Origin of the sequence: Nocardia sp. BMG51109 (genome assembly GCF_000526215.1) — a bacterium.
Classification (GTDB): domain Bacteria; phylum Actinomycetota; class Actinomycetes; order Mycobacteriales; family Mycobacteriaceae; genus Nocardia.
This window is the reverse complement of the sequence record NZ_JAFQ01000004.1, coordinates 8,000,759-8,020,768: the sequence shown is the minus strand read 5'-3', so window position 1 is coordinate 8,020,768 and position 20,010 is coordinate 8,000,759. Positions and strand designations below refer to the sequence as shown.

Annotated in this window: 21 protein-coding genes; 13 read left to right on the top strand and 8 right to left on the bottom strand. The window is 69.6% G+C overall.

What is annotated here, in order from left to right:
- Positions 1 to 306: 306 nt before the first annotated feature.
- Both cobA and D892_RS0137810 read left to right on the top strand, forming a co-directional pair.
- Positions 307 to 1,572 (top strand): uroporphyrinogen-III C-methyltransferase, encoded by a 1,266-nt coding sequence (gene cobA, locus D892_RS0137815; protein ID WP_024806230.1) that lies wholly within the window; start codon positions 307 to 309, stop codon positions 1,570 to 1,572.
- A gap of 257 nt (positions 1,573 to 1,829) precedes the next feature.
- A complete protein-coding gene (locus D892_RS0137810) occupies positions 1,830 to 3,314 on the top strand; it encodes an MFS transporter (protein WP_024806229.1) in 1,485 nt (494 codons plus the stop codon).
- On the opposite strand, the gene D892_RS49905 is transcribed toward D892_RS0137810, so the two are convergent.
- The 4 genes from D892_RS49905 to yaaA all read right to left on the bottom strand — a co-directional run bounded on the left by D892_RS49905 (position 3,244) and on the right by yaaA (position 6,531).
- The gene (locus tag D892_RS49905; RefSeq protein ID WP_369801794.1) at positions 3,244 to 3,537 is read right to left on the bottom strand and encodes a hypothetical protein; all 294 of its coding nucleotides are present in this window, start codon (positions 3,535 to 3,537) and stop codon (positions 3,244 to 3,246) included. The genes D892_RS0137810 and D892_RS49905 overlap by 71 nt on opposite strands.
- A 142-nt stretch (positions 3,538 to 3,679) precedes the next feature.
- Complete coding sequence (locus tag D892_RS0137805; RefSeq protein WP_232236428.1) at positions 3,680 to 4,078, bottom strand: ankyrin repeat domain-containing protein; 399 nt, start codon at positions 4,076 to 4,078, stop codon at positions 3,680 to 3,682.
- A gap of 59 nt (positions 4,079 to 4,137) precedes the next feature.
- Positions 4,138 to 5,571 carry a three-helix bundle dimerization domain-containing protein gene (locus D892_RS0137800; protein ID WP_232236263.1) on the bottom strand — a complete coding sequence of 478 codons (1,434 nt, stop codon included), beginning with the start codon at positions 5,569 to 5,571 and terminating at the stop codon, positions 4,138 to 4,140.
- 216 nt (positions 5,572 to 5,787) lie between these two features.
- Positions 5,788 to 6,531, bottom strand: coding sequence for a peroxide stress protein YaaA (gene yaaA, locus D892_RS0137795; protein ID WP_024806226.1), 744 nt, complete (start codon positions 6,529 to 6,531; stop codon positions 5,788 to 5,790).
- Between the two features lie 144 nt (positions 6,532 to 6,675).
- Here yaaA and D892_RS0137790 point away from each other — a divergent pair, with 144 nt between their 5' ends.
- Genes D892_RS0137790 through D892_RS47375 form a run of 3 tightly spaced genes read left to right on the top strand, consistent with a single transcriptional unit; the run spans position 6,676 to position 9,084 of the window.
- Complete coding sequence (locus tag D892_RS0137790) at positions 6,676 to 8,433, top strand: proline--tRNA ligase (protein WP_024806225.1); 1,758 nt, start codon at positions 6,676 to 6,678, stop codon at positions 8,431 to 8,433.
- Positions 8,434 to 8,476: 43 nt separating this feature from the next.
- Entirely contained in the window at positions 8,477 to 8,680 is a 204-nt protein-coding gene (locus D892_RS0137785) for a hypothetical protein (RefSeq protein ID WP_024806224.1), read from the top strand.
- On the top strand, positions 8,668 to 9,084 hold the full coding sequence (locus tag D892_RS47375) for a PIN domain-containing protein (protein ID WP_156959876.1): 417 nt from the start codon (positions 8,668 to 8,670) through the stop codon (positions 9,082 to 9,084). Before D892_RS0137785 ends, D892_RS47375 begins: the two co-directional genes overlap by 13 nt.
- Before the next feature lie 30 nt (positions 9,085 to 9,114).
- On the opposite strand, the gene D892_RS0137775 is transcribed toward D892_RS47375, so the two are convergent.
- Together D892_RS0137775 and D892_RS0137770 are read right to left on the bottom strand one after the other, a co-directional pair.
- Positions 9,115 to 9,549 (bottom strand): ferritin-like domain-containing protein, encoded by a 435-nt coding sequence (locus tag D892_RS0137775; protein ID WP_024806222.1) that lies wholly within the window; start codon positions 9,547 to 9,549, stop codon positions 9,115 to 9,117.
- Between the two features lie 178 nt (positions 9,550 to 9,727).
- Positions 9,728 to 10,288, bottom strand: a complete 561-nt coding sequence (locus D892_RS0137770) for a hypothetical protein (protein ID WP_024806221.1) — start codon at positions 10,286 to 10,288, stop codon at positions 9,728 to 9,730.
- A 263-nt stretch (positions 10,289 to 10,551) separates the two neighbouring features.
- On the opposite strand from D892_RS0137770, the gene rimP reads away from it, so the two are divergent.
- From rimP to D892_RS0137740, 7 genes are all read left to right on the top strand, one after another.
- A complete protein-coding gene (gene rimP / locus D892_RS0137765) occupies positions 10,552 to 11,160 on the top strand; it encodes a ribosome maturation factor RimP (protein WP_024806220.1) in 609 nt (202 codons plus the stop codon).
- Entirely contained in the window at positions 11,157 to 12,185 is a 1,029-nt protein-coding gene (nusA, locus tag D892_RS0137760) for a transcription termination factor NusA (protein WP_024806219.1), read from the top strand. The genes rimP and nusA overlap by 4 nt, the downstream gene beginning before the upstream one ends.
- A gap of 55 nt (positions 12,186 to 12,240) precedes the next feature.
- Complete coding sequence (locus D892_RS45970) at positions 12,241 to 12,594, top strand: YlxR family protein (RefSeq protein ID WP_084161388.1); 354 nt, start codon at positions 12,241 to 12,243, stop codon at positions 12,592 to 12,594.
- 111 nt (positions 12,595 to 12,705) lie between these two features.
- On the top strand, positions 12,706 to 15,717 hold the full coding sequence (gene infB, locus D892_RS0137755; protein ID WP_024806218.1) for a translation initiation factor IF-2: 3,012 nt from the start codon (positions 12,706 to 12,708) through the stop codon (positions 15,715 to 15,717).
- Positions 15,718 to 15,795: 78 nt separating this feature from the next.
- Entirely contained in the window at positions 15,796 to 16,086 is a 291-nt protein-coding gene (locus tag D892_RS0137750) for a DUF503 domain-containing protein (protein WP_024806217.1), read from the top strand.
- A 68-nt stretch (positions 16,087 to 16,154) separates the two neighbouring features.
- Entirely contained in the window at positions 16,155 to 16,592 is a 438-nt protein-coding gene (rbfA, locus tag D892_RS0137745; RefSeq protein WP_024806216.1) for a 30S ribosome-binding factor RbfA, read from the top strand.
- A 102-nt stretch (positions 16,593 to 16,694) separates the two neighbouring features.
- Positions 16,695 to 17,699 carry a bifunctional oligoribonuclease/PAP phosphatase NrnA gene (locus D892_RS0137740; protein WP_024806215.1) on the top strand — a complete coding sequence of 335 codons (1,005 nt, stop codon included), beginning with the start codon at positions 16,695 to 16,697 and terminating at the stop codon, positions 17,697 to 17,699.
- Positions 17,700 to 17,703: 4 nt separating this feature from the next.
- Here the strand turns inward: D892_RS0137740 and D892_RS43120 are convergent, their stop codons facing one another.
- Together D892_RS43120 and D892_RS0137730 are read right to left on the bottom strand one after the other, a co-directional pair.
- The gene (locus D892_RS43120) at positions 17,704 to 18,153 is read right to left on the bottom strand and encodes a type II toxin-antitoxin system VapC family toxin (protein WP_036567778.1); all 450 of its coding nucleotides are present in this window, start codon (positions 18,151 to 18,153) and stop codon (positions 17,704 to 17,706) included.
- Positions 18,143 to 18,412 carry a type II toxin-antitoxin system Phd/YefM family antitoxin gene (locus D892_RS0137730; protein ID WP_024806214.1) on the bottom strand — a complete coding sequence of 90 codons (270 nt, stop codon included), beginning with the start codon at positions 18,410 to 18,412 and terminating at the stop codon, positions 18,143 to 18,145. The genes D892_RS43120 and D892_RS0137730 overlap by 11 nt, the downstream gene beginning before the upstream one ends.
- A 164-nt stretch (positions 18,413 to 18,576) precedes the next feature.
- Between D892_RS0137730 and D892_RS0137725 the strand changes: the two genes are divergently transcribed.
- A complete protein-coding gene (locus D892_RS0137725; protein ID WP_024806213.1) occupies positions 18,577 to 19,998 on the top strand; it encodes an MATE family efflux transporter in 1,422 nt (473 codons plus the stop codon).
- Positions 19,999 to 20,010: the final 12 nt, after the last annotated feature.

The window sequence follows — 20,010 nt, the reverse complement described above, 5'->3', positions numbered from 1 at the left end:
GGCCCGCGCGGCCGGTAGTGAGTTCCGTCCGGTGAGCGGCGTCCGGTCCTGCGGTCGTTGTGGTGTGTATCGATCGGGTCGCCGCGAACGGGCCGTGATCGGCGGCCTACCGGTGGCGGCTGGTGCGGATCGGCGCACCCGACGGTGAGCCACGCCGACCGGTGCGCATTCCATGGTCCGGCATCGCGCCGTCGGGCCGACGCCGTCGCGGTCCACGTCTTCGGCGGCGCCGTCTCGCGGTGAGCTGTTTATCGGTTGCGTGGGCGATTGCGGCGGTCGCCCGCGCAGGCCGTAGGCTCGAACCTTGTGCCGAATACGCCAGCCGACCCGCATGCCGGGGATCCGAACTACTTGGTCGGGCTCGATCTCGCCGGACGCCGCGTCGTCGTCGTGGGTGGTGGCAGCGTCGCCCAGCGCCGGCTCGGGCTGCTCATCTCGTCCGGTGCGGACGTCCATGTGATCAGCCGTACCGTCACGCCGGCCGTCGAGGGGATGGCGAGTTCCGGACAGGTGACGCTGCAACTGCGCGAGTACGCCGACGGCGATCTCGACGGCGCCTGGTATGCCATCGCCTGCACCGACGAGCCCGACACCAACGCGGCGGTGGTCGACGAGGCCACCCGCCGCCGCATCTTCTGCGTGCGCGCCGACATCGCCCGGCTGGGCACCGCCGTCACCCCCGCCACCGCCCGCTACGACGGGATGACGCTGGGCGTACTGGCGGGCGGCCAGCATCGCCGGTCGGCGGCGGTGCGGACGGCGCTGCTCGAGGCGCTGCAGTCCGGGCTCGTGACCGACGATTCCGCCCCGCCCGTCCCCGGCGTCGCCCTGGTGGGCGGCGGCCCGGGCGATCCGGACCTGATCACCGTGCGCGGCCGGCGGTTGCTGGCGCAGGCGAACCTCGTCGTCGCCGACCGGCTCGCCCCGCCGGAACTGCTCGCCGAACTCGGCCCGGATGTCGAGGTGATCGACGCCGCGAAGATCCCGTACGGCCGGGCGATGGCGCAGGACGCCATCAACGCCGCACTCGTGGAGGGCGCCAAGGCGGGCAAGTTCGTGGTGCGGCTCAAGGGCGGCGACCCGTACGTGTTCGGGCGCGGCTACGAGGAAGTGGAGGCATGCGCGGCCGCCGGGGTGCCGGTGACGGTGGTGCCCGGCGTCACCAGCGCCATCTCCGTGCCCGCGCTCGCCGGAATCCCCGTCACGCACCGGGGCGTCACCCACGAATTCGTGGTGGTCAGCGGTCACATCGCGCCCGGCCATCCGGATTCGCTGGTCGACTGGCCCGCCCTGGCCCGGCTGCGCGGCACCCTCGTCCTGCTCATGGCGGTGGAGCGGATCGAGCAGTTCGCCGACGCCCTGGTGGCCGGCGGCCGGCCCGCCGACACCCCGGTCACGGTCGTGCAGGAAGGCAGCCTGCGCACCGAGCGCATCCTGCGCGCCGACCTCGCCACCGCCGCCGAGCGCGTGCGCGCCGAGGGCATCCGGCCCCCGGCCATCATCGTGATCGGTCCCACGGCGGATTTCACCGCGGGCGCTCCCGACGCGGCGGAGACCTCCGCGATCGGCTGACCGCCGCGCGCCGCCGGGAGTTCGCCCGCTCGGAGGACCTCCGCGATCTCCGGCGGATCCGTCCGGCGCGCATTGCCGGGTGCGAGCAGATCAACGGAAGCGCTATGCGGACAACGGTTTTCGTATCCGCACCGACGACCGGGTTACCGGTGATCCGTTCGCTGCCGCGCGAACGGATCGTCCCACCGGTGTGCCGGGTAGGGGTGCGCACAACGGGTTCGGAGCGGCGGCCCGGACATCCGATACAGTGGCTCACTGTGCTCGACAACCCCGCTACGACGACGCAATATCCGGTGACGAAGCGGGCCTTCGGGTTGCCGATTCTGGTGCTCAGCGGATTGAACCTGATGGTCATTCTCGACGGCACCATCGTGATTCTGGCGCTGCCCCGTCTGCAGGAACAGATGGGCCTGTCGAGTTCGGGCAGCGCATGGACGGTTACCGCGTACGGGCTGACGTTCGCCGGTTTGATGCTGCTCGGCGGGCGGCTCGGGGATCTGTTCGGCCGCAAGCGCGTTCTCATCATCGGCGTTCTGATATTCACGGCGGCGTCGCTGGCCTGTGGGCTCGCGCAGAACGAGGCGATGCTCATCGCGTCCCGCGCCGTTCAGGGCCTCGGCGGCGCGATTGCCGCCCCGTCGGCAATGGCGCTGGTCGTGAGCACCTATGCGCCCGGCTCCGTGCGCAATCAAGCCATTGCGGTCTTCGCCTCGATGCAGGCCGTCGGGTCGGTCGGCGGATTGGTCGTCGGCGGCGCCCTGACTCAGCTGGATTGGCGCCTGGTCTTTCTGATCAATGTCCCCATCGGTGTATTCATCGTGCTCGGTGCGGTGATGGTGCTTCGGGATACGGCACAGCACCGTTTGGCGCTCGACGTTCCGGGATCGGTGCTGGGCACCGCGGCATGCGTCGCGGTTGTGTTCGGTGCCACCGAAGGGCCCGCCATGGGGTGGACCAGCCCGTGGATTATCGGCTCCCTCGTCGCGGGCCTGCTGCTACTGGTGGCTTTCGTCCTGGTGGAACGCACCGCCGAGAATCCGGTGCTGCCGCTGTCGCTGTTCCGTCACCGGGATCGGTCCGTCACGTTCGTGGCACTGCTGCTCGGTTCGGGCGTCCTTGCCGGGATGACGTATTTCGTCGCGCAGTTCCTGCAGAATGTCATCGGCTACAGCCCACTGGTGGCGGGTGTCGCGTCGATCCCGTTCACGCTCGGTGCCGGCGTCGGCACCGCCGTGGCCTCCAAGGGGGCCATGGTCGTCAAACCGCGATGGCTGCTGGCGGTTTCCGCGGCAATTCTGTCCGCGTCCGGAATCTACGGCTCGACCCTCGACGGCGGCGTGAGCTATGCGCCGACGCTGCTCATCCTGCTCGTGGGTGCGGGACTCGGTGTCGGCGTCGTGATCGTGGTGGCGCCGCTGTGCCTGCTGGTCGGCGTTCCGGCCACGGAGGTCGGTCCGCTGTCGGCGATCGGGCAGATGATCTTCAATCTGGGTACGCCGCTCGCGATCGGCATCCTCAGCCCGATCGCCGCGTCCCGCACGCTGGCGCTGGGCGGCCGTACCGGTCGCGCCGCGGATATGAGCCCGAGCGATATCTCGGCGCTCAGCAGCGGTTACACCCTGGTGCTGCTGGTCTGCGGGATCGGCGCGGCCATCGTCGGCGTGATCGCCCTCAGCCTGCGCTACACCCCGCAGGAACTCGCCCAGGCGCAGCAGGCGGAGAAGCAGGCTCAGCAGAACTGAGCAGGCCGCGCTCGGAGTCGCAGATCAGCAGGGCGCCATCGGGTTCGGCGTGCAGGCCGAGCGGCCGGCCGCCGGTGTCGCCGATCTTCTCCACGGCACCGCTGTCGGGATCGACGGCCAGCAGCGACCCGTCCGCCACCCCGGTGCACACCCGCCCGTCCGCCGCCAGTACCACATCCTCGGGTCCGGAACCGGGCAACGGCACCAACCGCGGCGTGGGCATCGGTGGGGCACTGCGAGTTTCGCGGGCGCGTGGCGGCGCGGGCGGCGGCCTCCAACGCTCGGGTCGTAGTGGCATGGCGGAGACGGTACCTGCCTCCCCGGTTCCCGTAACCCCACGACCGGTGGTGCGAGGGAAGCTCGGCTCAGTGCTCGCCGAACAATTCCAGTAGTTCCGTCTTGCCGAACAGGGTGGCCGAGTCGCGGGCCGACGGTGTTCCGGCGTCCGGGTCGGCGCCCGCGGCGAGCAGCGCGCGCACGATCTCGTCCTCGCCCTTGAACACCGCGCCCGCGGCCGGGGTCTGGCCCCGGTCGTTGACGCGGTCGGGGTCGGCGCCGCGGTCGAGCAGGACCGTGACGGCCTCCGGGTGCCCGTGGTAGGCGGCGAGCATGAGCAGCGTGTCGCCACGGTCGTTGGCGAGATTCACCGGCACACCGGCCTCCAGGTAGGCGGCCAACGTCGCCGCATCACCCGTTCTGGCCAGGTCGAAGATCTTCGACGCCAGTTCGATCAGCTCCGGATCCAGCCCTTCGCTCTCCACCAGGCCACTTCTACCACCCCGCGCCGGGTCGGCCGAGCGGGGCCCGGCGTGTCATCCGCAGCTCAGTTGAACGACTCCGCGACGCCGTCGAGCAGGTGCTCGAGGGTGTCGTAGGCGGGGGTGTCCACCACGTCGACGACGTTTTGCGCGGCCGGAACATTGTGCTCGGCAACGACTTTCGCGAACTGGGCGCCGTCGTTGGGCCGGAAGCCGTGCTCGGCGGCCAGGCGCTGCAGTTCGGGGTCGGTCGTCAGCAGGCTGCCGATGCGGTCACCCTCGGGAGTGATCGGCACCAGGGTGTGCCGCGAGATCACGGTCGGCGACGGGTACAGCAGGGTCATATCCGGCTGCAACCTGCCCTGCACCCCAGCCTCCACGAACTGCGCCTCGTAGCTCCACACCAGCGGCGTGGGGCCCATCCCCGACGACAGGTACTGGGCGAACGGACCCTCGCTGGAGTTGTCGGTGTAGCCCTGCTTGGTGAACAGCCGCGCCACCTTGGACACCACGAACTCCTCGGCGGTGCGGCCGCGCACGATCGAATTGTCGTTGGCGACGTAGCCGGCGGCGGCCAGGTACATGGCGGCCGAATTCGAGGTGCGCGGATCGGTGGTGGAGATGAGCACGCTCTTGCGCACCGGATATTCGGTGTTGCCCTCGAGCTGGTCCCACTGCACGCCGCGCTGGGTGAGATCGAGGTACCGGTTCATGTCGAAGGTCGGCACCGGTCCCGGCCGCACCACCCCCGCCCTGGTCAGCAGGTCCACGATCGGCCGGAAGGTCGCGATCGCCATGGGGGAGGAGAACGGCGTGTAGGAGACGGTGGTATTCCGCTGGCGCAGAAGGCGTTCCGCGGCGGGGGCGCTCGACGGGAACGCGAAGTCGTAGTTGCCCAGGTCCACCGTGCTGGAAATCTGGCGCGACCCGGCCGGATCCACCTCGGCGCGCAGGCCGTGCCGGGCCAGTGCGTCGGCCACCCGCGGATCCGCGAAGAAGGCCGCCTTCTCCGAGCCGACGACGCCGCTGACGGTGGTCAGCGGTTCGGTTGCGGCAGTGGGAGATTCGGTGGAGGAACCACCGACGCCGATCGCGACGGCCACGGCCACGACGACCACGAGCACGCCGGCGGGCACCGCGAGCTTGCGCGGCGTCCAGGGCGGCGGCACCAGATCCTTTGCGGCGGAACGCAATCGCTCGATGCGGCCGCCGGGTTCCACCGAACCGCCGGGGACGGAATCGTCCGGCGCCGAATCACCTTCGGCGGCTTCGGGTTCCTGCGGTTCTTCCAGTTCCCGCCGGGCCAGGCGCTCTACCAGAATCGGTACGAAATCGCGAACGGACGTTCCGTCGAATCTACTCCGGGCCGTGCCGACCGCACTTTCCACCCGTTCACGGGAATGGCTGTCGTCATAGGCATCGACAAGTCGACCGGTCAGCTCGCGCAGCGCTTTTTCTTCACGGGCGGCCTTGTCATCAGGGGTGGAATGGGCACCCACGCCAAGCTCCTCGGCATCGCAACGAAAAAATATGCGCGCGGTCGGCGCGCGGCGACAACCTTACGTTATGCCGCCCGACATTCCCAAGCGAGACAATATATTCCGGTGCGGCCATATCGGAATGTACTGGGCGACACCTTTTTCGGTAACCGAGTATTCGAAAACAAGCCGCTGGCTATTCGATTCGAATTGGGTGGTACGACACCTGGAATTCACTCAGGTGAGGACGAGAAGTTCGGTGGACGATGCGATTTCCACCCGCAGCCCGGCCTTTTCGGCGACCCGTGCCAGTCCGCGGATGTCGGCCGGTTCGGCGCGGCCGCACACCAGCGCCCGCGCCAGCAGCCCCTTGTGATGCTTGTTGAAGTGACTGACCACGGTGCGGGTGCCGTCCGGGCGTTCGGTGAGCACGGTCGCGGTGACGGCGCCCGGGACGCGGCCCAGCTGCTGATAGCTGCCCGAGCGCAGGTCCACGACGAGTTGCCCCGCGGTCTCCGCGCGCAGCGCCGGGACCAGAACCGGCTTCCACAGCGACGAAAGTGTCGGCAGCCCCGGCAGTTTCGACCCACCCGACAACCGGTAGGCCGGAATCGGATCGCCCGCCCGCACCACCCCGAACAACGCCGAGCCGATCGCCAGCCGGGCCTCGGCCTTCGCACGCTGCGCCTTGGTGAACGCCCGGGCATCGAGCGCGTCGTAGAGCACACCGGTGTAGCGCTCCAGCGCCGGCCGGGTGGCGGAGGTGCGCAGCGCCGCGTTGCGGGCGATCTCCGGATCGGCCCCCTTGCCGAGCGCGAGCGCCGCGCGGGCGGCCGCCGGATCGGCCGCCAACTCCACCAGTTCGGTGACCAGCTTGTCCCGGACCGTCGTGAGCTGTGGCAGCGACAGCTCGTCCAGATCCAGTGGACCGAGCACACCACCGTCTGACTTCGTTTCGGAGGGAGGCAATATCACCAGCACGAGCCGATACGCTACCGACGCGACCGGCCGGCGCTCGGCGCCGGTAGCTCGCAGGACGACGCGACGCCCGGTTCGTACCGAATCTCCGCCGCCGTGGCCGGGCGCGGCGCGGGCCGGCGCGGCCGGGGGCTACGCTGTCCACCCGTGATCACCCGTCTCTCCCACCTTTTCCTGCGCACCCTGCGTGACGATCCGGCCGACGCCGAGGTGCCCAGCCACAAGCTGCTCGTCCGCGGCGGATACGTCCGCCGCGTCGCGCCGGGGGTCTACTCGTGGCTACCGCTGGGCCTGAAGGTGCTGCGCAAGATCGAGAACGTGGTGCGCGAGGAGATGGACGCCATCGGCGACCAGGAGATCTCGCTCCCGGCGCTGCTGCCGCGCGAGCCCTACGAGGCCACCGGACGCTGGACCGAGTACGGCGACAGCCTGTTCCGGCTGCAGGACCGCAAGAAGGCCGACTACCTGCTCGGCCCCACCCACGAGGAGCTGTTCGCGCTCACCGTCAAGGGTGAGTACAACTCCTACAAGGATCTGCCGGTCACGCTGTACCAGATCCAGATCAAGTACCGCGACGAGGAACGCCCCCGCGCCGGCATCCTGCGCGGCCGCGAATTCGTCATGAAGGACGCCTACTCCTTCGACCTCGACGAGGACGGGCTGAAGGCCAGCTATGCCGCGCACCGCGAGGCGTATCGGCGCATCTTCGATCGGCTCGGGGTCGACTACGTGATCGTCGCGGCCACCTCCGGCGCGATGGGCGGCAGCGCGTCCGAGGAGTTCCTGGCCGACAGCCCGGTCGGCGAGGACACCTACGTGATCTGTCGCGAGTCCGGCTACGCCGCCAATGTCGAGGCCGTGGTCACCCCGGCGCCGCCGGAGCTCCCGATCGCCGGGCAGCCCGAGGCGCAGGTGCACGACACGCCCGACACCCCGACCATCGCGACCCTCGTCGACTGGGCCAACGCCGCGGGAATCGGTGAGCGGCTGGGCCGCCCGGTGACGGCCGCCGACACACTCAAGAACGTGATGGTGAAGCTGCATCACCCCGACGGCAAGTCCGAGATCCTCGGCATCGGCGTGCCGGGCGATCGCGAGGTGGACGGCAAGCGGCTGGGCGCCGCGCTGGAGCCCGCCGAGGTGGAGCTGCTCACCGAGGCCGACTTCGCCGCGAACCCGTTCCTGACCAAGGGCTACATCGGCCCGAAGTCGCTGCGGGACAACGGCGTTCGCTACCTGGTCGATCCCCGCGTGGTGGCCGGCACGTCCTGGATCACCGGCGCCGACGCACCCGGCCGGCATGTGGTCGGCCTGGTCGCCGGGCGCGACTTCACCCCCGACGGCACCATCGAGGCCGCCGAGGTGCGCGACGGCGATCCCTCGCCCGACGGGCGCGGCGTGCTGCACGCCGCGCGGGGCATCGAGATCGGCCACATCTTCCAGCTCGGCTACAAGTACACCGACGCCTTCGAGGTCGACGTGCTCGGCGAGAACGGCAAGCCGGTGCGCCTCGTCATGGGTTCGTACGGCATCGGCGTCTCCCGCATGGTCGCGGTGCTGGCCGAACAGCTGCACGACGAGAAGGGCCTGCGCTGGCCGCGCGAGGTCGCCCCGTTCGACGTGCACGTCGTCATCGCGAACAAGGATGCCGCCGCCCGCGAGGGCGCCGAACAGGTTGCCGCCCAACTGGATGCGTCCGGCCTGGACGTCCTGCTGGACGACCGCACCGCGTCCCCCGGCGTCAAGTTCAAGGACGCCGAACTGCTCGGCATGCCTCTGGTCCTGGTCGTCGGCCGCGGCTGGGCCGACGGCACGGTCGAACTGCGCGACCGCTTCACCGGCGCCACCGAGGAGGTCCCGGCGGCCGACGCGGTCCCGGTCGTCCTGACCAGGGCCCGCGGCTGAGTTCAATCGATATATACCGTGCTGTTGGATATATACTCGATAAGTGACGAAAAGGCTGATCGATGTCGATGACGAGTTACTGGATGCCGCCCGCGCGCACTTCCGTACAGAGACGATCAAGGACACCGTGAACGCCGCCCTCGCCGAGGCGGCGGGCCGGCGTGAGCGTGAGGTCGAGGCGGCGTTCGAGGTGCTGGCAGGGGTGCGGCTCACCGATGAGGACCGGGACGCCTCATGGCGTCGCTGACGCATCTTGCCGAGACGAGTGCCCTGTCGAGGCTGCGACATCCGAGTGTGAGCAAAGCCTTGCTTCCACTGGCGAAACAGGATGCTCTAGCGCGCTGTACGTATTCGGACCTGGAGATCGGTTTTTCGGCCCGAAATGCACGTGAGTGGGACGATCTTCACCGTGCGCTGCGGGCGTTTGCCGCTGTCGACGTACTCCCGCAGGACTATGCGCGTGCTTGTGGCGTTCAGCGTGCCTTGGCGGCCGCTGGGCTGAAGGGCCGGAAGGTTCCGGATCTCGTCGTTGCAGCGGCGGCGGAACGAGAAGAGCTGACCCTTCTGCATTACGACCATGACTTCGATCTGATCTCGGACATGACCGGTCAGTCGTGCGGGTGGGTGGTTCCACGAGGGTCTGTCGACTGACTCACCAGAACCGGATGCCCGCAGTGCCTTTCACGGCTGTCCGGGAAATGCCGCCGTGGGCGGGGTGGTTCCGAGGATCGACTGCCAGGTGGCCAGGCGGGTGGCGGATTCGGTGAGTGCGTCGATGCCGATGCGGCGGATGTCGGGGGAACTCGCGCGCTCCACCACCGAGCGCCAGGCGACGGCGGCGCCGGACTCCACCGTGACCGCCAAATTCGCGGCGGGGATGGGGTCGTTCACCGGGAACGGCGGCGGGTAGGCCGCGGCGGGAGCGGGCACGGGCGCGCCGAGCCGCTGCAGGGCGTCGATGGTGCCATCGCGCCGTGCCCGGTGTGCTGCCAGGTACTCCGCGATGATCTGGTTGCGCTCGCTCGACGCATAGGCGGAGATCACGCCGTAGGAGTACACGGCGGCGTACTCGGCGGTGAGGGCGTCGGCCAGCGCCTGCTGGTCGGGTGTCGTCATGCTGCTGTGTCCTTTCCGGCATGCGCATGTCTCGCCGCGGTGCTGTCCGGCAGGCTTCGGGCGGGATGCCCGGCGGGCGCCGTGCGGGCCGTGCCGTTATCCGTCCGGGCGCGTGCCGTGTCCTGCCGTCGCACCCGGATTCGGCCGTCCGCGTGGTCGTTTCGTCGGCCGCGCGCTCTCACGCGAGCAGCACCCCCGCATGCGTGGCACAGCACGCGCTGATCGAGGCCAGCAGCCCGGCGCGATAGCCCTCCTGTCCGACCGACAGATCCGCGGCCGAGCGCTGGGAACGGGTCAGCTGCTCGCGCAGCGCCGCCACCGTCGGCGGCGGGGTGGGCGCGGGCGGCGGGGACACCGGCGGCGTGGCCGACTTCGGCTTGGTGCCGTCGCCGTAAATGCCGATCGCCCGGTCGATTTCGGCGCGCAGGGTATCCGCGTGCTCGGTGCGTTGTGCGGCGATCGTGGTCAGGGCGGCACTGTGCTCCGGTGCGCCCGCCATGGCGGCCTGCGCCCACACGGCGTCGGTGCGCGCCGACTGTTCCTGTGCCAGCAGCACATCCGGTTCGAGGGGCTTGTCGTCGGTGCAGGCCGCGGCGCCGAGTACGGCGATCGCGAGGGCGCCGCCGCCGGTCGCGCGCAGCACCGAACGACGGTTCGGGACGGCGGAACTCGCGGGAACGCGGGCCGCCGAGTCGGCCGCGACTCGGCGGGGCGGAACGGTGTGGGGGGTGCTCGGCACGCGTACATCGTGCCAGCCTGTGTCTCGCCCGGATGCGCCGAGGGCATTCGACACGCGATCCCTGCCGAATCTCGGAGTCGTTGTCGGCAGGTCACCGGCGCGGGCGCGAAATTCGAGAAGGTTGGCTGGTCCTTTACACTCTTTCAGCACGTTACGCTGGAACTGCGACGGAGTGATTCGCCGTCGATCCGCGCTGACCATGCCCGACCAGGACCGATACCGACAACTCCACCACGCCACAACTGAACCAGGAGCCGCCCCACATGCCGATGCCGACCGAGGAAAGGGTGAGCCAGCTCGTTGCTGGACTCCTCGAGCGCCGAGGGTTCGACCTCGAGGGCGTGTCGATTGCGGCCTCCGGTCGGGAGCAGGCGCGGGTGACGGTGACCGTCGACGGCGACGAGGCCCTGGATCTGGACACGATCGCCGAACTGAGTTCCGAGGTGTCGGAGGTTCTGGACGAGGCCGACGAATTCGGCGACGCCTCGTATCTGCTCGAGGTGACCACTCCCGGTGTCGACCGCCCGCTCACCGCGCCCCGGCATTGGCGGCGCGCCCGCGGCCGCAAGGTGCGGGTCACCATGCGCCCGGGCGTATCCGGTCCGGAGGACGCGGACACGTTCGACGCGCGGGTCGGCATCACCACCGACTCCGAGGTGGCCCTGGTGCTGGGCGGAAAACGAAAACCGCACCGCGTCACGGTGCCGCTGGCCGATATCGGCAGGGCCGTCGTCCAGGTGGAGTTCTCGCCACCGGGAGCCGCGGAGCTGGAGCTGGCCGGAGGAGTGGCGCCGGGGCGTCCCGGGCCGGGAGAAAAAGATGGGGAAGCAGCCGATTCAGTAGCCGCGCCGACCGAAGGGATCGTGGAATGAACATCGAAATCGAAGCCCTGCGCGCGATCGTCGCGGACAAGGGGATCTCGATGGAGACGGTGATCTCCGCGATCGAGTCCGCGCTGCTGACCGCCTACCGGCACACCGAGGGCCATCAGCCCAACGCCCGCATCGACATCAACCAGAAGACCGGCATGGTCCGGGTGCTGGCCCGCGAGGTCGACACCGACGGCAACACCATCTCCGAATGGGACGACACCCCGGAGGGTTTCGGCCGCATCGCGGCCACCACCGCCCGGCAGGTGGTGCTGCAGCGGCTGCGCGACGCGGAGAACGAGAAGTCCTTCGGCGAGTACTCCACGCACGAGGGCGACATCGTCGGCGGCGTGGTGCAGCGCGACGCGCGGATGAACGCGCGCGGCACGGTGGTGGTGCGGATCGGCAGCGAGGCGCAGGGCGCCGAGGGCCTGATCCCGCCGGCCGAGCAGGTCCCCGGCGAGACCTACGAGCACGGCGACCGGATCAAGTGCTACGTCTACGCGGTATCGCGCGGCGCACGCGGCCCGCAGATCAACCTCTCGCGCTCGCATCCCAATCTGGTGCGGCGGCTGTTCGCCCTGGAGGTGCCCGAGATCGCCGACGGTTCGGTGGAGATCGTCGCGGTGGCCCGCGAGGCCGGGCACCGCTCCAAGATCGCGGTGCGCACCACCGTGCCCGGCGTCAACGCGAAGGGCGCCTGCATCGGCCCGATGGGGCAGCGGGTGCGCAACGTGATGAGCGAGCTGGCGGGGGAGAAGATCGACATCATCGATTACGCCGACGATCCGGCCACCTTCGTCGGGAATGCGCTGAGCCCCTCGAAGGTTGTCTCGGTCACGATCGTGGACGCCGAGGCACGCGCCGCGCGGGTCGTGGTCCCCGACTTCCAGCTCTCGCTGGCGATCGGTAAGGAAGGCCAGAACGCCAGGCTGGCGGCCCGGCTGACCGGCTGGCGCATCGACATCCGCAGCGACGCCGCACCCGACGTATCCGGCACGATCCCCACGGAGGCACCGTACAGCTGAGGTGCCGAGTGACATGTTGGTAACTAACCAGAGGGCTGGATGCGGAGATCGGGACATGGCAGCGGTAGAGTGGACGAAGGCTCAGCACGAGTCTCCGGCCTCTCCGCGCTCTGCGCGGGCCGAGGCACCACCCTCGGGTCCCGTTCGGACGTGTGTGGGATGCCGGAAACGCGAGCTGGCCGCCGATCTGTTGCGGGTCGTGGCGCTGTCGTCGGATACCGAGGGCGTTGCGGTCGTTCCCGATCCGCGGCACGGACTTCCCGGACGGGGTGCCTGGTTGCACCCCGCTTCGGCTTGTCTGAGCACGGCAGTTCGGCGCCGAGCGTTCGGCAGAGCGCTAAGAGTGTCCGGAAAACTGGATATCTCAGCCCTGGAGCACTACGTGGAGAACAGGCACGAGCACTCATGAGCACACCGTGAAGAACCAACGATGAACGGCCATCGAAGATAACCGGAGGTCGTGCGGGCTTCCGTCCAGTGAGGGCGGACTGTCACGCTCGACCTCTCAGTGAGGAGAGCAGTGGCAGGCAAGGCCCGCGTGCACGAGTTGGCGAAAGAACTCGGTGTCACGAGCAAGGAACTACTCGCAACGCTGAAGGAGCAGGGCGAGTTCGTGAAGTCGGCGTCGTCGACGGTGGAGGCACCCGTCGCACGCCGGCTGCGGGAGTCGTTCGCGGCGAAATCCGCTCCGTCGAACGGCAACGCGAAGGCCGCGAGGCCCGGTCCCGGCCAGGCCGCGCGCGCGGCAGGTAATAAACCGGCATCGAACGCGACGCCGGGCCCCCGTCCCGGACCGCGCAATGCGGCGCCCGCCCCGGCGCCGGCGAAGCCGTCTCCCGGGCCGTCGACCCCCGCGCAGCCCGAGGCTCCGGCGGCCAGGTCCGACGCTCCGGCGGCGCAGCCCGAGGCTCCGGCGGCCAAGTCCGACGCGCCCGCGGCGAAGCCCGAGACGCCCGCGTCGGGTGCCCGCCCGGGTCCCGCGGCCAAGCCCGGCCCGGCGCCCAAGCCCGGTGCCCCGCGCCCGTCCCCGGCCGCCGCGGCCCAGTCCGGGCCCGCGCAGCAGCAGGAGTCCCGGCCGACCCCGGGCGGTCCGCGCCCCGGGCAGTCGAAGGGCGGCGGCCAGCATGGCCAGCAGGGTCAGCGCGGCGGCCCCAAGCCCGGCCCGAAGACCCCGCGCGTCGGCAACAATCCCTACAGCTCCGCTCCCGAGCGGCCGACCCCGCGCCCGGCCCCCGGGCCGCGTCCGGGTCCGTCGCAGGGCGGTGGCCAGCGCCCGAATCCGGGCAACGCGCAGCGGCCGGCCGCGCAGGGCGGCGGTCAGCGCCCGTCCGGTCAGCGGCCGAGCCCCGGCTCGATGCCCCCGCGCCCGACCCCGGGCGCGATGCCGCAGCGTGCGGCTCGCCCCGGCCCGGCCGGTGGCGGCGGTAACCGGCCGGGTGGTCGTCCCGGTGGCGGTGCCGGCGGTGGTCGTCCCGGTGGCGGCGGCGGTGGCGGTAACTACCGCGGCGGCGGTGGCGGCGGTGGCGCCGGCACGGGCGCTCCCGCGGGCGGCGGCGGCGGTTTCCGCGGTCGTCCCGGCGGCGGTGGCCGTCCCGGCGGGCCCGGTGGCCGCGGCGGTGCGGCCGGCGCGTTCGGCCGTCCCGGTGGCGCTCCCCGCAAGGGCCGCAAGTCGAAGCGGCAGAAGCGGCAAGAGTACGACTCGATGCAGGCCCCGTCGGTCGGCGGCGTGCGGCTGCCGCGCGGCAACGGCGAGATCATCCGCCTCGCCCGCGGCGCCTCGCTGTCGGACTTCGCCGAGAAAATCAACGCCAACCCGGCCTCGCTGGTGCAGGTGCTGTTCAACCTCGGCGAGATGGTGACCGCGACCCAGTCGGTCAACGACGAGATCTTCGAGCTGCTCGGCGGCGAGATGAACTACGTCGTGCACGTGGTCTCGCCCGAGGACGAGGACCGCGAACTGCTGGAGAGCTTCGACCTCACCTACGGCGAGGACGAGGGCAAGGAGGAGGACCTCCAGGTCCGCCCGCCGGTGGTGACCGTCATGGGCCACGTCGACCACGGTAAGACCCGACTGCTGGACACCATCCGCAAGACCAACGTCCGCGAGGGCGAGGCCGGCGGCATCACCCAGCACATCGGCGCCTACCAGGTCATGGCCAACGTGGCCGACGACGAGCGCCTGATCACCTTCATCGACACCCCGGGTCACGAGGCGTTCACCGCCATGCGTGCCCGCGGTGCGAAGGCCACCGACATCGCGGTGCTGGTGGTCGCCGCCGACGACGGCGTCATGCCGCAGACGGTGGAGGCGGTCAACCACGCGCAGGCCGCGGACGTGCCGATCGTGGTGGCGGTCAACAAGATCGACAAGGAAGGCGCCAACCCGCAGAAGATCCGCCAGCAGCTGACGGAGTACGGCCTGGTGTCGGAGGAGTACGGCGGCGAGACCATGTTCGTCGACATCTCCGCGCGCCAGGGCATCAATATCGAGTCGCTGCTGGAGGCCGTGGTGCTGACCGCGGACGCGGCGCTGGATCTGCGGGCCAATCCGGACCAGGACGCGCAGGGTGTCGCCATCGAGGCGCATCTGGACCGCGGCCGCGGCCCGGTGGCCACGGTGCTGGTGCAGCGCGGTTCGCTGCGGGTCGGCGACTCGATCGTGGCGGGCGATGCCTACGGCCGCGTGCGCCGCATGGTCGACGAACACGGCGTGGACGTCGACGAGGCGCTGCCCTCGCGGCCGGTCGAGGTCATCGGCTTCACCTCGGTCCCGGGCGCCGGCGACAACTTCATGGTCGTCGAGGAGGACCGCATCGCCCGGCAGATCGCCGACCGGCGCAACGCGCGCAAGCGCAACGCGCTGGCCGCGCGCAGCCGGAAGCGGATCAGCCTGGAGGATCTGGACGCGGCCCTGAAGGAGACCTCGGAGCTGAACCTGATCCTGAAGGGCGACAACTCGGGTACCGTCGAGGCGCTCGAGGAGTCCCTGCTGGGCATCGAGATCGACGACGAGGTGCGCCTGCGGGTGATCAGCCGCGGCGTCGGTGGCGTCACGGAGACCGATATCAACCTGGCGGCGGCGTCGAGCGCGATCATCATCGGGTTCAACGTCCGGGCCGAGGGCAAGGCCAGTGAGCTGGCCGCCCGCGAGGGTGTCGACATCCGGTACTACTCGGTGATCTACCAGGCCATCGACGAGATCGAGAAGGCCCTCAAGGGCATGCTCAAGCCGATCTACGAGGAGGTCGAGCTGGGTCGCGCCGAGATCCGGGCGATCTTCCGTTCCTCGAAGTTCGGCAACATCGCCGGTTGCATGGTCACCTCCGGGGCGGTCAAGCGCAATGCCAAGGCTCGCCTGCTTCGCGACAATGTGGTGGTCGCCGAGACGACGATTCAATCGCTGCGCCGCGAGAAGGACGATGTCATGGAGGCCCGTGAGGGCTTCGAATGCGGTATGACGCTGAGCTACAACGACATCAAGGAAGGCGACTTCATCGAGGCCTACGAGCTTCGTGAGAAGCCGCGCGACTGAGAACGAGCCGAAACCCGCGCCGGGCGAATAGTATTCGCCCGGCGCGGGCTGCGCCGAGAGATGACAATGAGGTGAGCCGTGTTCGTCGGGGCGCTGGAGTTCGACATTCTGCTCGGCGATGTGCATTCGCTGAAACAGAAGCGCTCCGTTGTCCGGCCCATCCTGGCCGAATTGCAGCGTTTCGGCGTCTGCGCGACCGAGGGCGGGGAACAGGACCGGTATCGCCGCACGCTGCTGGGCGTGGCCATGGTCAGCGGCGGGATGGGGCATCTCACAGAGGTACTCGACCGGTGTGAACGCCACGTGGCGGCGCGTCCGGAGTTACAGTTGCTGGCAGTGCGCCGCCGGATCTTCGGACCAGAGGACTGAGGTCCGCGACGGGAGCGTCGAGCCCGCGCTACCGTCGCCAGTGAACAAACAGACAAGGAGGGTCGGCCATGGTGGATCAGGCCAGGGCACGCCGGCTCGCGAAACGCATCGTCACCGTCGTCGGTACCGCGATCGAGTACGAGATCAAGGACCCGCGGCTGCGCTTCGTCACGGTCACCGACGCGAAGGTGACCGGCGACCTGCGCGACGCCACCGTCTACTACACGGTGATGGGCGAGACCATCGACGCCGAACCGGATTTCACCGGTGCCGCGGCCGGGCTGGAGAAGGCCACGGGCGTGCTGCGTTCGAAGGTGGGCGCCGCCACCGGTATCAAGTTCACTCCCACGCTGAGTTTCGTCCTGGACACCGTCCCGGATGCGGCACGGCAGATGGAGGAGCTGCTGGCCAAGGCCCGAGCGGCCGACGACCAGGTGGCGCAGGTGGCGGCGAACGCGACCTACGCCGGCGAAGCCGATCCCTATAAGAGCGACGAGGAAGACTGACCACCGTAGGGTGGTGGGCGACGGAATCGTCGGGCTCCCCGAACGCGGGCCGCGGCAGCGCGGCGGGTTCGATTCCGACGCCAGAGAAGTGAGCTACGTGCTATGACAGCTGTTACGCCGACGGCGGATCTCGCCGCGGCCGTCGAGGTTCTGGACGCCGCGCGATCGGCGACGGTGCTGTGTCACGTGCAGCCCGATGCCGACACCGTCGGCAGCGGGCTGGCACTGGCGCAGGTGCTGCACCGGCGCGGGATTCCGGTCCGGGTGTCGTTCGCCGAGCCGGCCGAGCTGCCGGCCTCGATGCGGTCGCTGCCGGGGGTGGAGTTCCTGGTGCCGCCCGGCCAGGTGCCGGCGGAGGTGGATCTGCTGGTCGCCGTCGACTGCGGCAGCGCCGGACGACTCGGCCGGTTGGCCGATCGGATCGCCGGTGCCGCAACGACTCTGGTGCTCGACCACCATCGCTCCAATACCCGCTTCGGCACCGTGAACGTGATAGACGAGACGGCCGAGTCGACGACCAGCCTGCTGGCCCGGGTATTCGACGCCTGGGATGAGCCGATCGATCGTTCGGTGGCGCATTGCCTGTTCGCGGGCCTGGTCACCGACACCGGCTGCTTCCGGTGGGCCGGACCGGGCACCCATCGGCTTGCCGAACGTTTGCTGTCGACCGGAATAGACGGTGCGGGCATCACCCGGACGCTCATGGACACCCACCCGTTCGGCTGGCTGCCGATGCTGTCGCGGGTGCTGGGCTCGGCCCACCTGGAACCCGACGCGGCGGCCGGTGCCGGGCTGGTGTACGCGTTCGTGCACCGCGACGACATCACCGGCCTGCGCTCGGAGGAGGTGGAGAGCGTCATCGACGTCGTCCGCACCACCTCCGAGGCCGCGATCGCCGCGGTGTTCAAGGAGTCACGCACCACGCCGGGCCAGTGGACGGTCTCGCTACGCTCCCGCGACACCGGCGTCGGCCTGGACGACGGCGTCGACGTGGCCCGGGTGGCCACGCGGTTGGGCGGCGGCGGACACCGTTACGCGGCCGGCTACACGACCGAGGGCACACCGGAGGAATTGGTGGCAGCGCTCCTGGCGGAGCTGCGGGGATAGTCGGTCAGATTTCCGGGCGGGCAATCGGTACGACGGTGAGCAACTTGTCGAGTCCGCGATAGTCGTCCGGATTGGTCGTGTACAGCGGGAGGTTCTCGGCGACCGCGACGGCGGCGATCATCAGGTCCGCGATACGGCGCCGTGGTTTTCGACCGGCTGCGACGGTTGCTGCCGCGATTCGTCCATACGTGCGCGCAGCCTCGGCATCGAAGGGTATCGGGTCGAACTCGCTTTCTGCGCGCTGCAGGACATCCATTCTGCGGGCACGCTCCTCGTGTTCGTCGTAGTCGTTTTGCTCGTTGTTGCTGCGCACTTCGTGTGGCCCGGAGGACAACTCGGCGAGGGTGACCGCAGTGATAGCCATCTGTGCCGGTAGTTCGGCGGGGTCCAGATGTCCGCGGAGGATCAGGATGTTCGTATCGAGCAAGCCTGCATCGGCCTTGTCATCGTTCATACGGGCTGGTCACCTCGTGATCGAATGCAGCATCCTGATCGGCGCGAAAGGCATCAGGATCGATGGCCGGAGCGTTGCGCGACATGGCAGCGAATTCTTCGCGACTGACGAAACGTCGACGCCGCCGGATCGGTATCAGTTCGGCAATGCGATGGCCGTCGCGGGTAACCGTGAACGACTGTCCTTCCTGAACAGCATCCATGATCTCTTTGGACCGATTGCGCAGGTCTCTTTGGGTGATCTCGGGTTCGGCGCTCATGGGTCGAGAATACGCTGTGGTGCTGCACGGTGCTACTAGGTGCTACCGATGCTGTTGGGTTGATCCCCTCGTGTCGGTGGGCTGTGCGATGGTGATCTCGCGATGAGACGAGCGGGAGGTCGGGTGATCGGGTGCGGGCCGGGGGAGGAAGGGGGTGTGCCGCGATGACGGAGCGGCAGGGGCGTGAGGAAGCGGAGGGCGCGGTTGTTGCCGCGCCCGCAGACACGGAGGATTCGGCCGACGCCGGGCCGCGGAGGATCCTGGGGATCGCCGTCCCGACGCTGGGTGTGCTTGTCGCCGAACCGATCTACCTGCTATGGGATATGGCTGTCGTGGGGCGGCTGGGGGCGTTGGCGCTCGCCGGGCTGGCGGTGGGTGGGTTGATTCTCGGGCAGGTCAGTACGCAGTTGACGTTTCTGACCTATGGCACCACCGCGCGGTCGGCACGGCGGTTCGGGTCGGGGGATCGGCCGGGGGCGGTTCAGGAGGGGGTGCAGGCGAGCTGGACGGCGATCGGGATCGGGCTGGCGATCCTCGTCGTGCTGGAAGTCCTCGCGCGCCCGATCACCGAGCTGATCGCCGGCGGCGCCGACATCGTCGACGCGGCGCTGGGCTGGTTGCGGATCGCGTTGATCGGTGTGCCGCTGATTCTGCTGACGATGGCCGGGAACGGGTGGTTGCGCGGGGTGCAGCAGACCCGGCGGCCGCTCGCGTATGTGGTTGTGGGACTGGGTATTTCGGCCGTCCTGTGCCCGATTCTCGTGCACGGGCTGCTCGGCGCGCCGCGGCTGGAACTGGAGGGGTCGGCCATCGCCAATGTGATCGGGCAGGCCGTCGCGGCGGTGCTGTTCCTCGGTGCGCTGGTGCGGGAATGCCTGTTCGTGCCGGAGCGCTCCGAGCGGGTCTCGCTGGCTCCGCAGCCGGCGATCATGCGGGCGCAGCTGGTGCTGGGGCGGGATCTGATCGTGCGCAGCCTGGCCTTCCAGGCGTGTTTCGTATCGGCCGGTGCGGTGGCGTCGCGGTTCGGCGCGGCCTCGGTGGCCGCGCACCAACTGGTGCTGCAGCTGTGGAATTTCCTGACACTGACGCTGGATTCGCTGGCCATCGCGGCGCAGACGCTGACGGGTGCGGCGCTCGGCGCCGGGAATGTGCCCGGAGCCGAGCGGCTGGCCCGGCGGGTCACGGTCTGGTCGCTGCTGTTCGCGATCGCGCTGGCGGCCTGCTTCGCCGCGGGCTATGCGGTGGTGCCGGCGCTGTTCACCACCGATCCGCAGGTCATCGATCGCACCGAGGTCATCTGGTGGTTCTTCGTCGCCATCATCCCGATCGCCGGCGTGGTGTTCGCGCTCGACGGTGTACTGCTCGGTGCGGGCGACGCGATCTACCTGCGCAACACCACCATGGGCGCGGCGCTGATCGGCTTCCTGCCGGTCATCTGGCTGTCGCTGGCCTTCGATTGGGGCATCGCCGGAATCTGGACCGGCCTGTCCCTGTTCATCGTGCTGCGTACAGTTGCAGTGAGCGTCCGGGCGCTGTCGGGTCGCTGGGCCAGGGTGGGTGCGGAGATCCCGCGCGGTGCGAGGTAACACGCTGCGGAT

Bases quoted from the DNA above. Each gene is read 5' to 3' on its own strand.
- D892_RS49905 (WP_369801794.1), bottom strand. From the start codon at position 3,537: ATGCCCACGCCGCGGTTGGTGCCGTTGCCCGGTTCCGGACCCGAGGAT.
- D892_RS47375 (WP_156959876.1), top strand. From the start codon at position 8,668: ATGGCGTCGCTGACGCATCTTGCCGAGACGAGTGCCCTGTCGAGGCTG.
- D892_RS0137775 (WP_024806222.1), bottom strand. From the start codon at position 9,549: ATGACGACACCCGACCAGCAGGCGCTGGCCGACGCCCTCACCGCCGAG.
- rimP (WP_024806220.1), top strand. From the start codon at position 10,552: ATGCCGATGCCGACCGAGGAAAGGGTGAGCCAGCTCGTTGCTGGACTC.
- nusA (WP_024806219.1), top strand. From the start codon at position 11,157: ATGAACATCGAAATCGAAGCCCTGCGCGCGATCGTCGCGGACAAGGGG.
- D892_RS45970 (WP_084161388.1), top strand. From the start codon at position 12,241: ATGGCAGCGGTAGAGTGGACGAAGGCTCAGCACGAGTCTCCGGCCTCT.
- rbfA (WP_024806216.1), top strand. From the start codon at position 16,155: ATGGTGGATCAGGCCAGGGCACGCCGGCTCGCGAAACGCATCGTCACC.
- D892_RS0137740 (WP_024806215.1), top strand. From the start codon at position 16,695: ATGACAGCTGTTACGCCGACGGCGGATCTCGCCGCGGCCGTCGAGGTT.
- D892_RS43120 (WP_036567778.1), bottom strand. From the start codon at position 18,153: ATGAACGATGACAAGGCCGATGCAGGCTTGCTCGATACGAACATCCTG.
- D892_RS0137730 (WP_024806214.1), bottom strand. From the start codon at position 18,412: ATGAGCGCCGAACCCGAGATCACCCAAAGAGACCTGCGCAATCGGTCC.
- D892_RS0137725 (WP_024806213.1), top strand. From the start codon at position 18,577: ATGACGGAGCGGCAGGGGCGTGAGGAAGCGGAGGGCGCGGTTGTTGCC.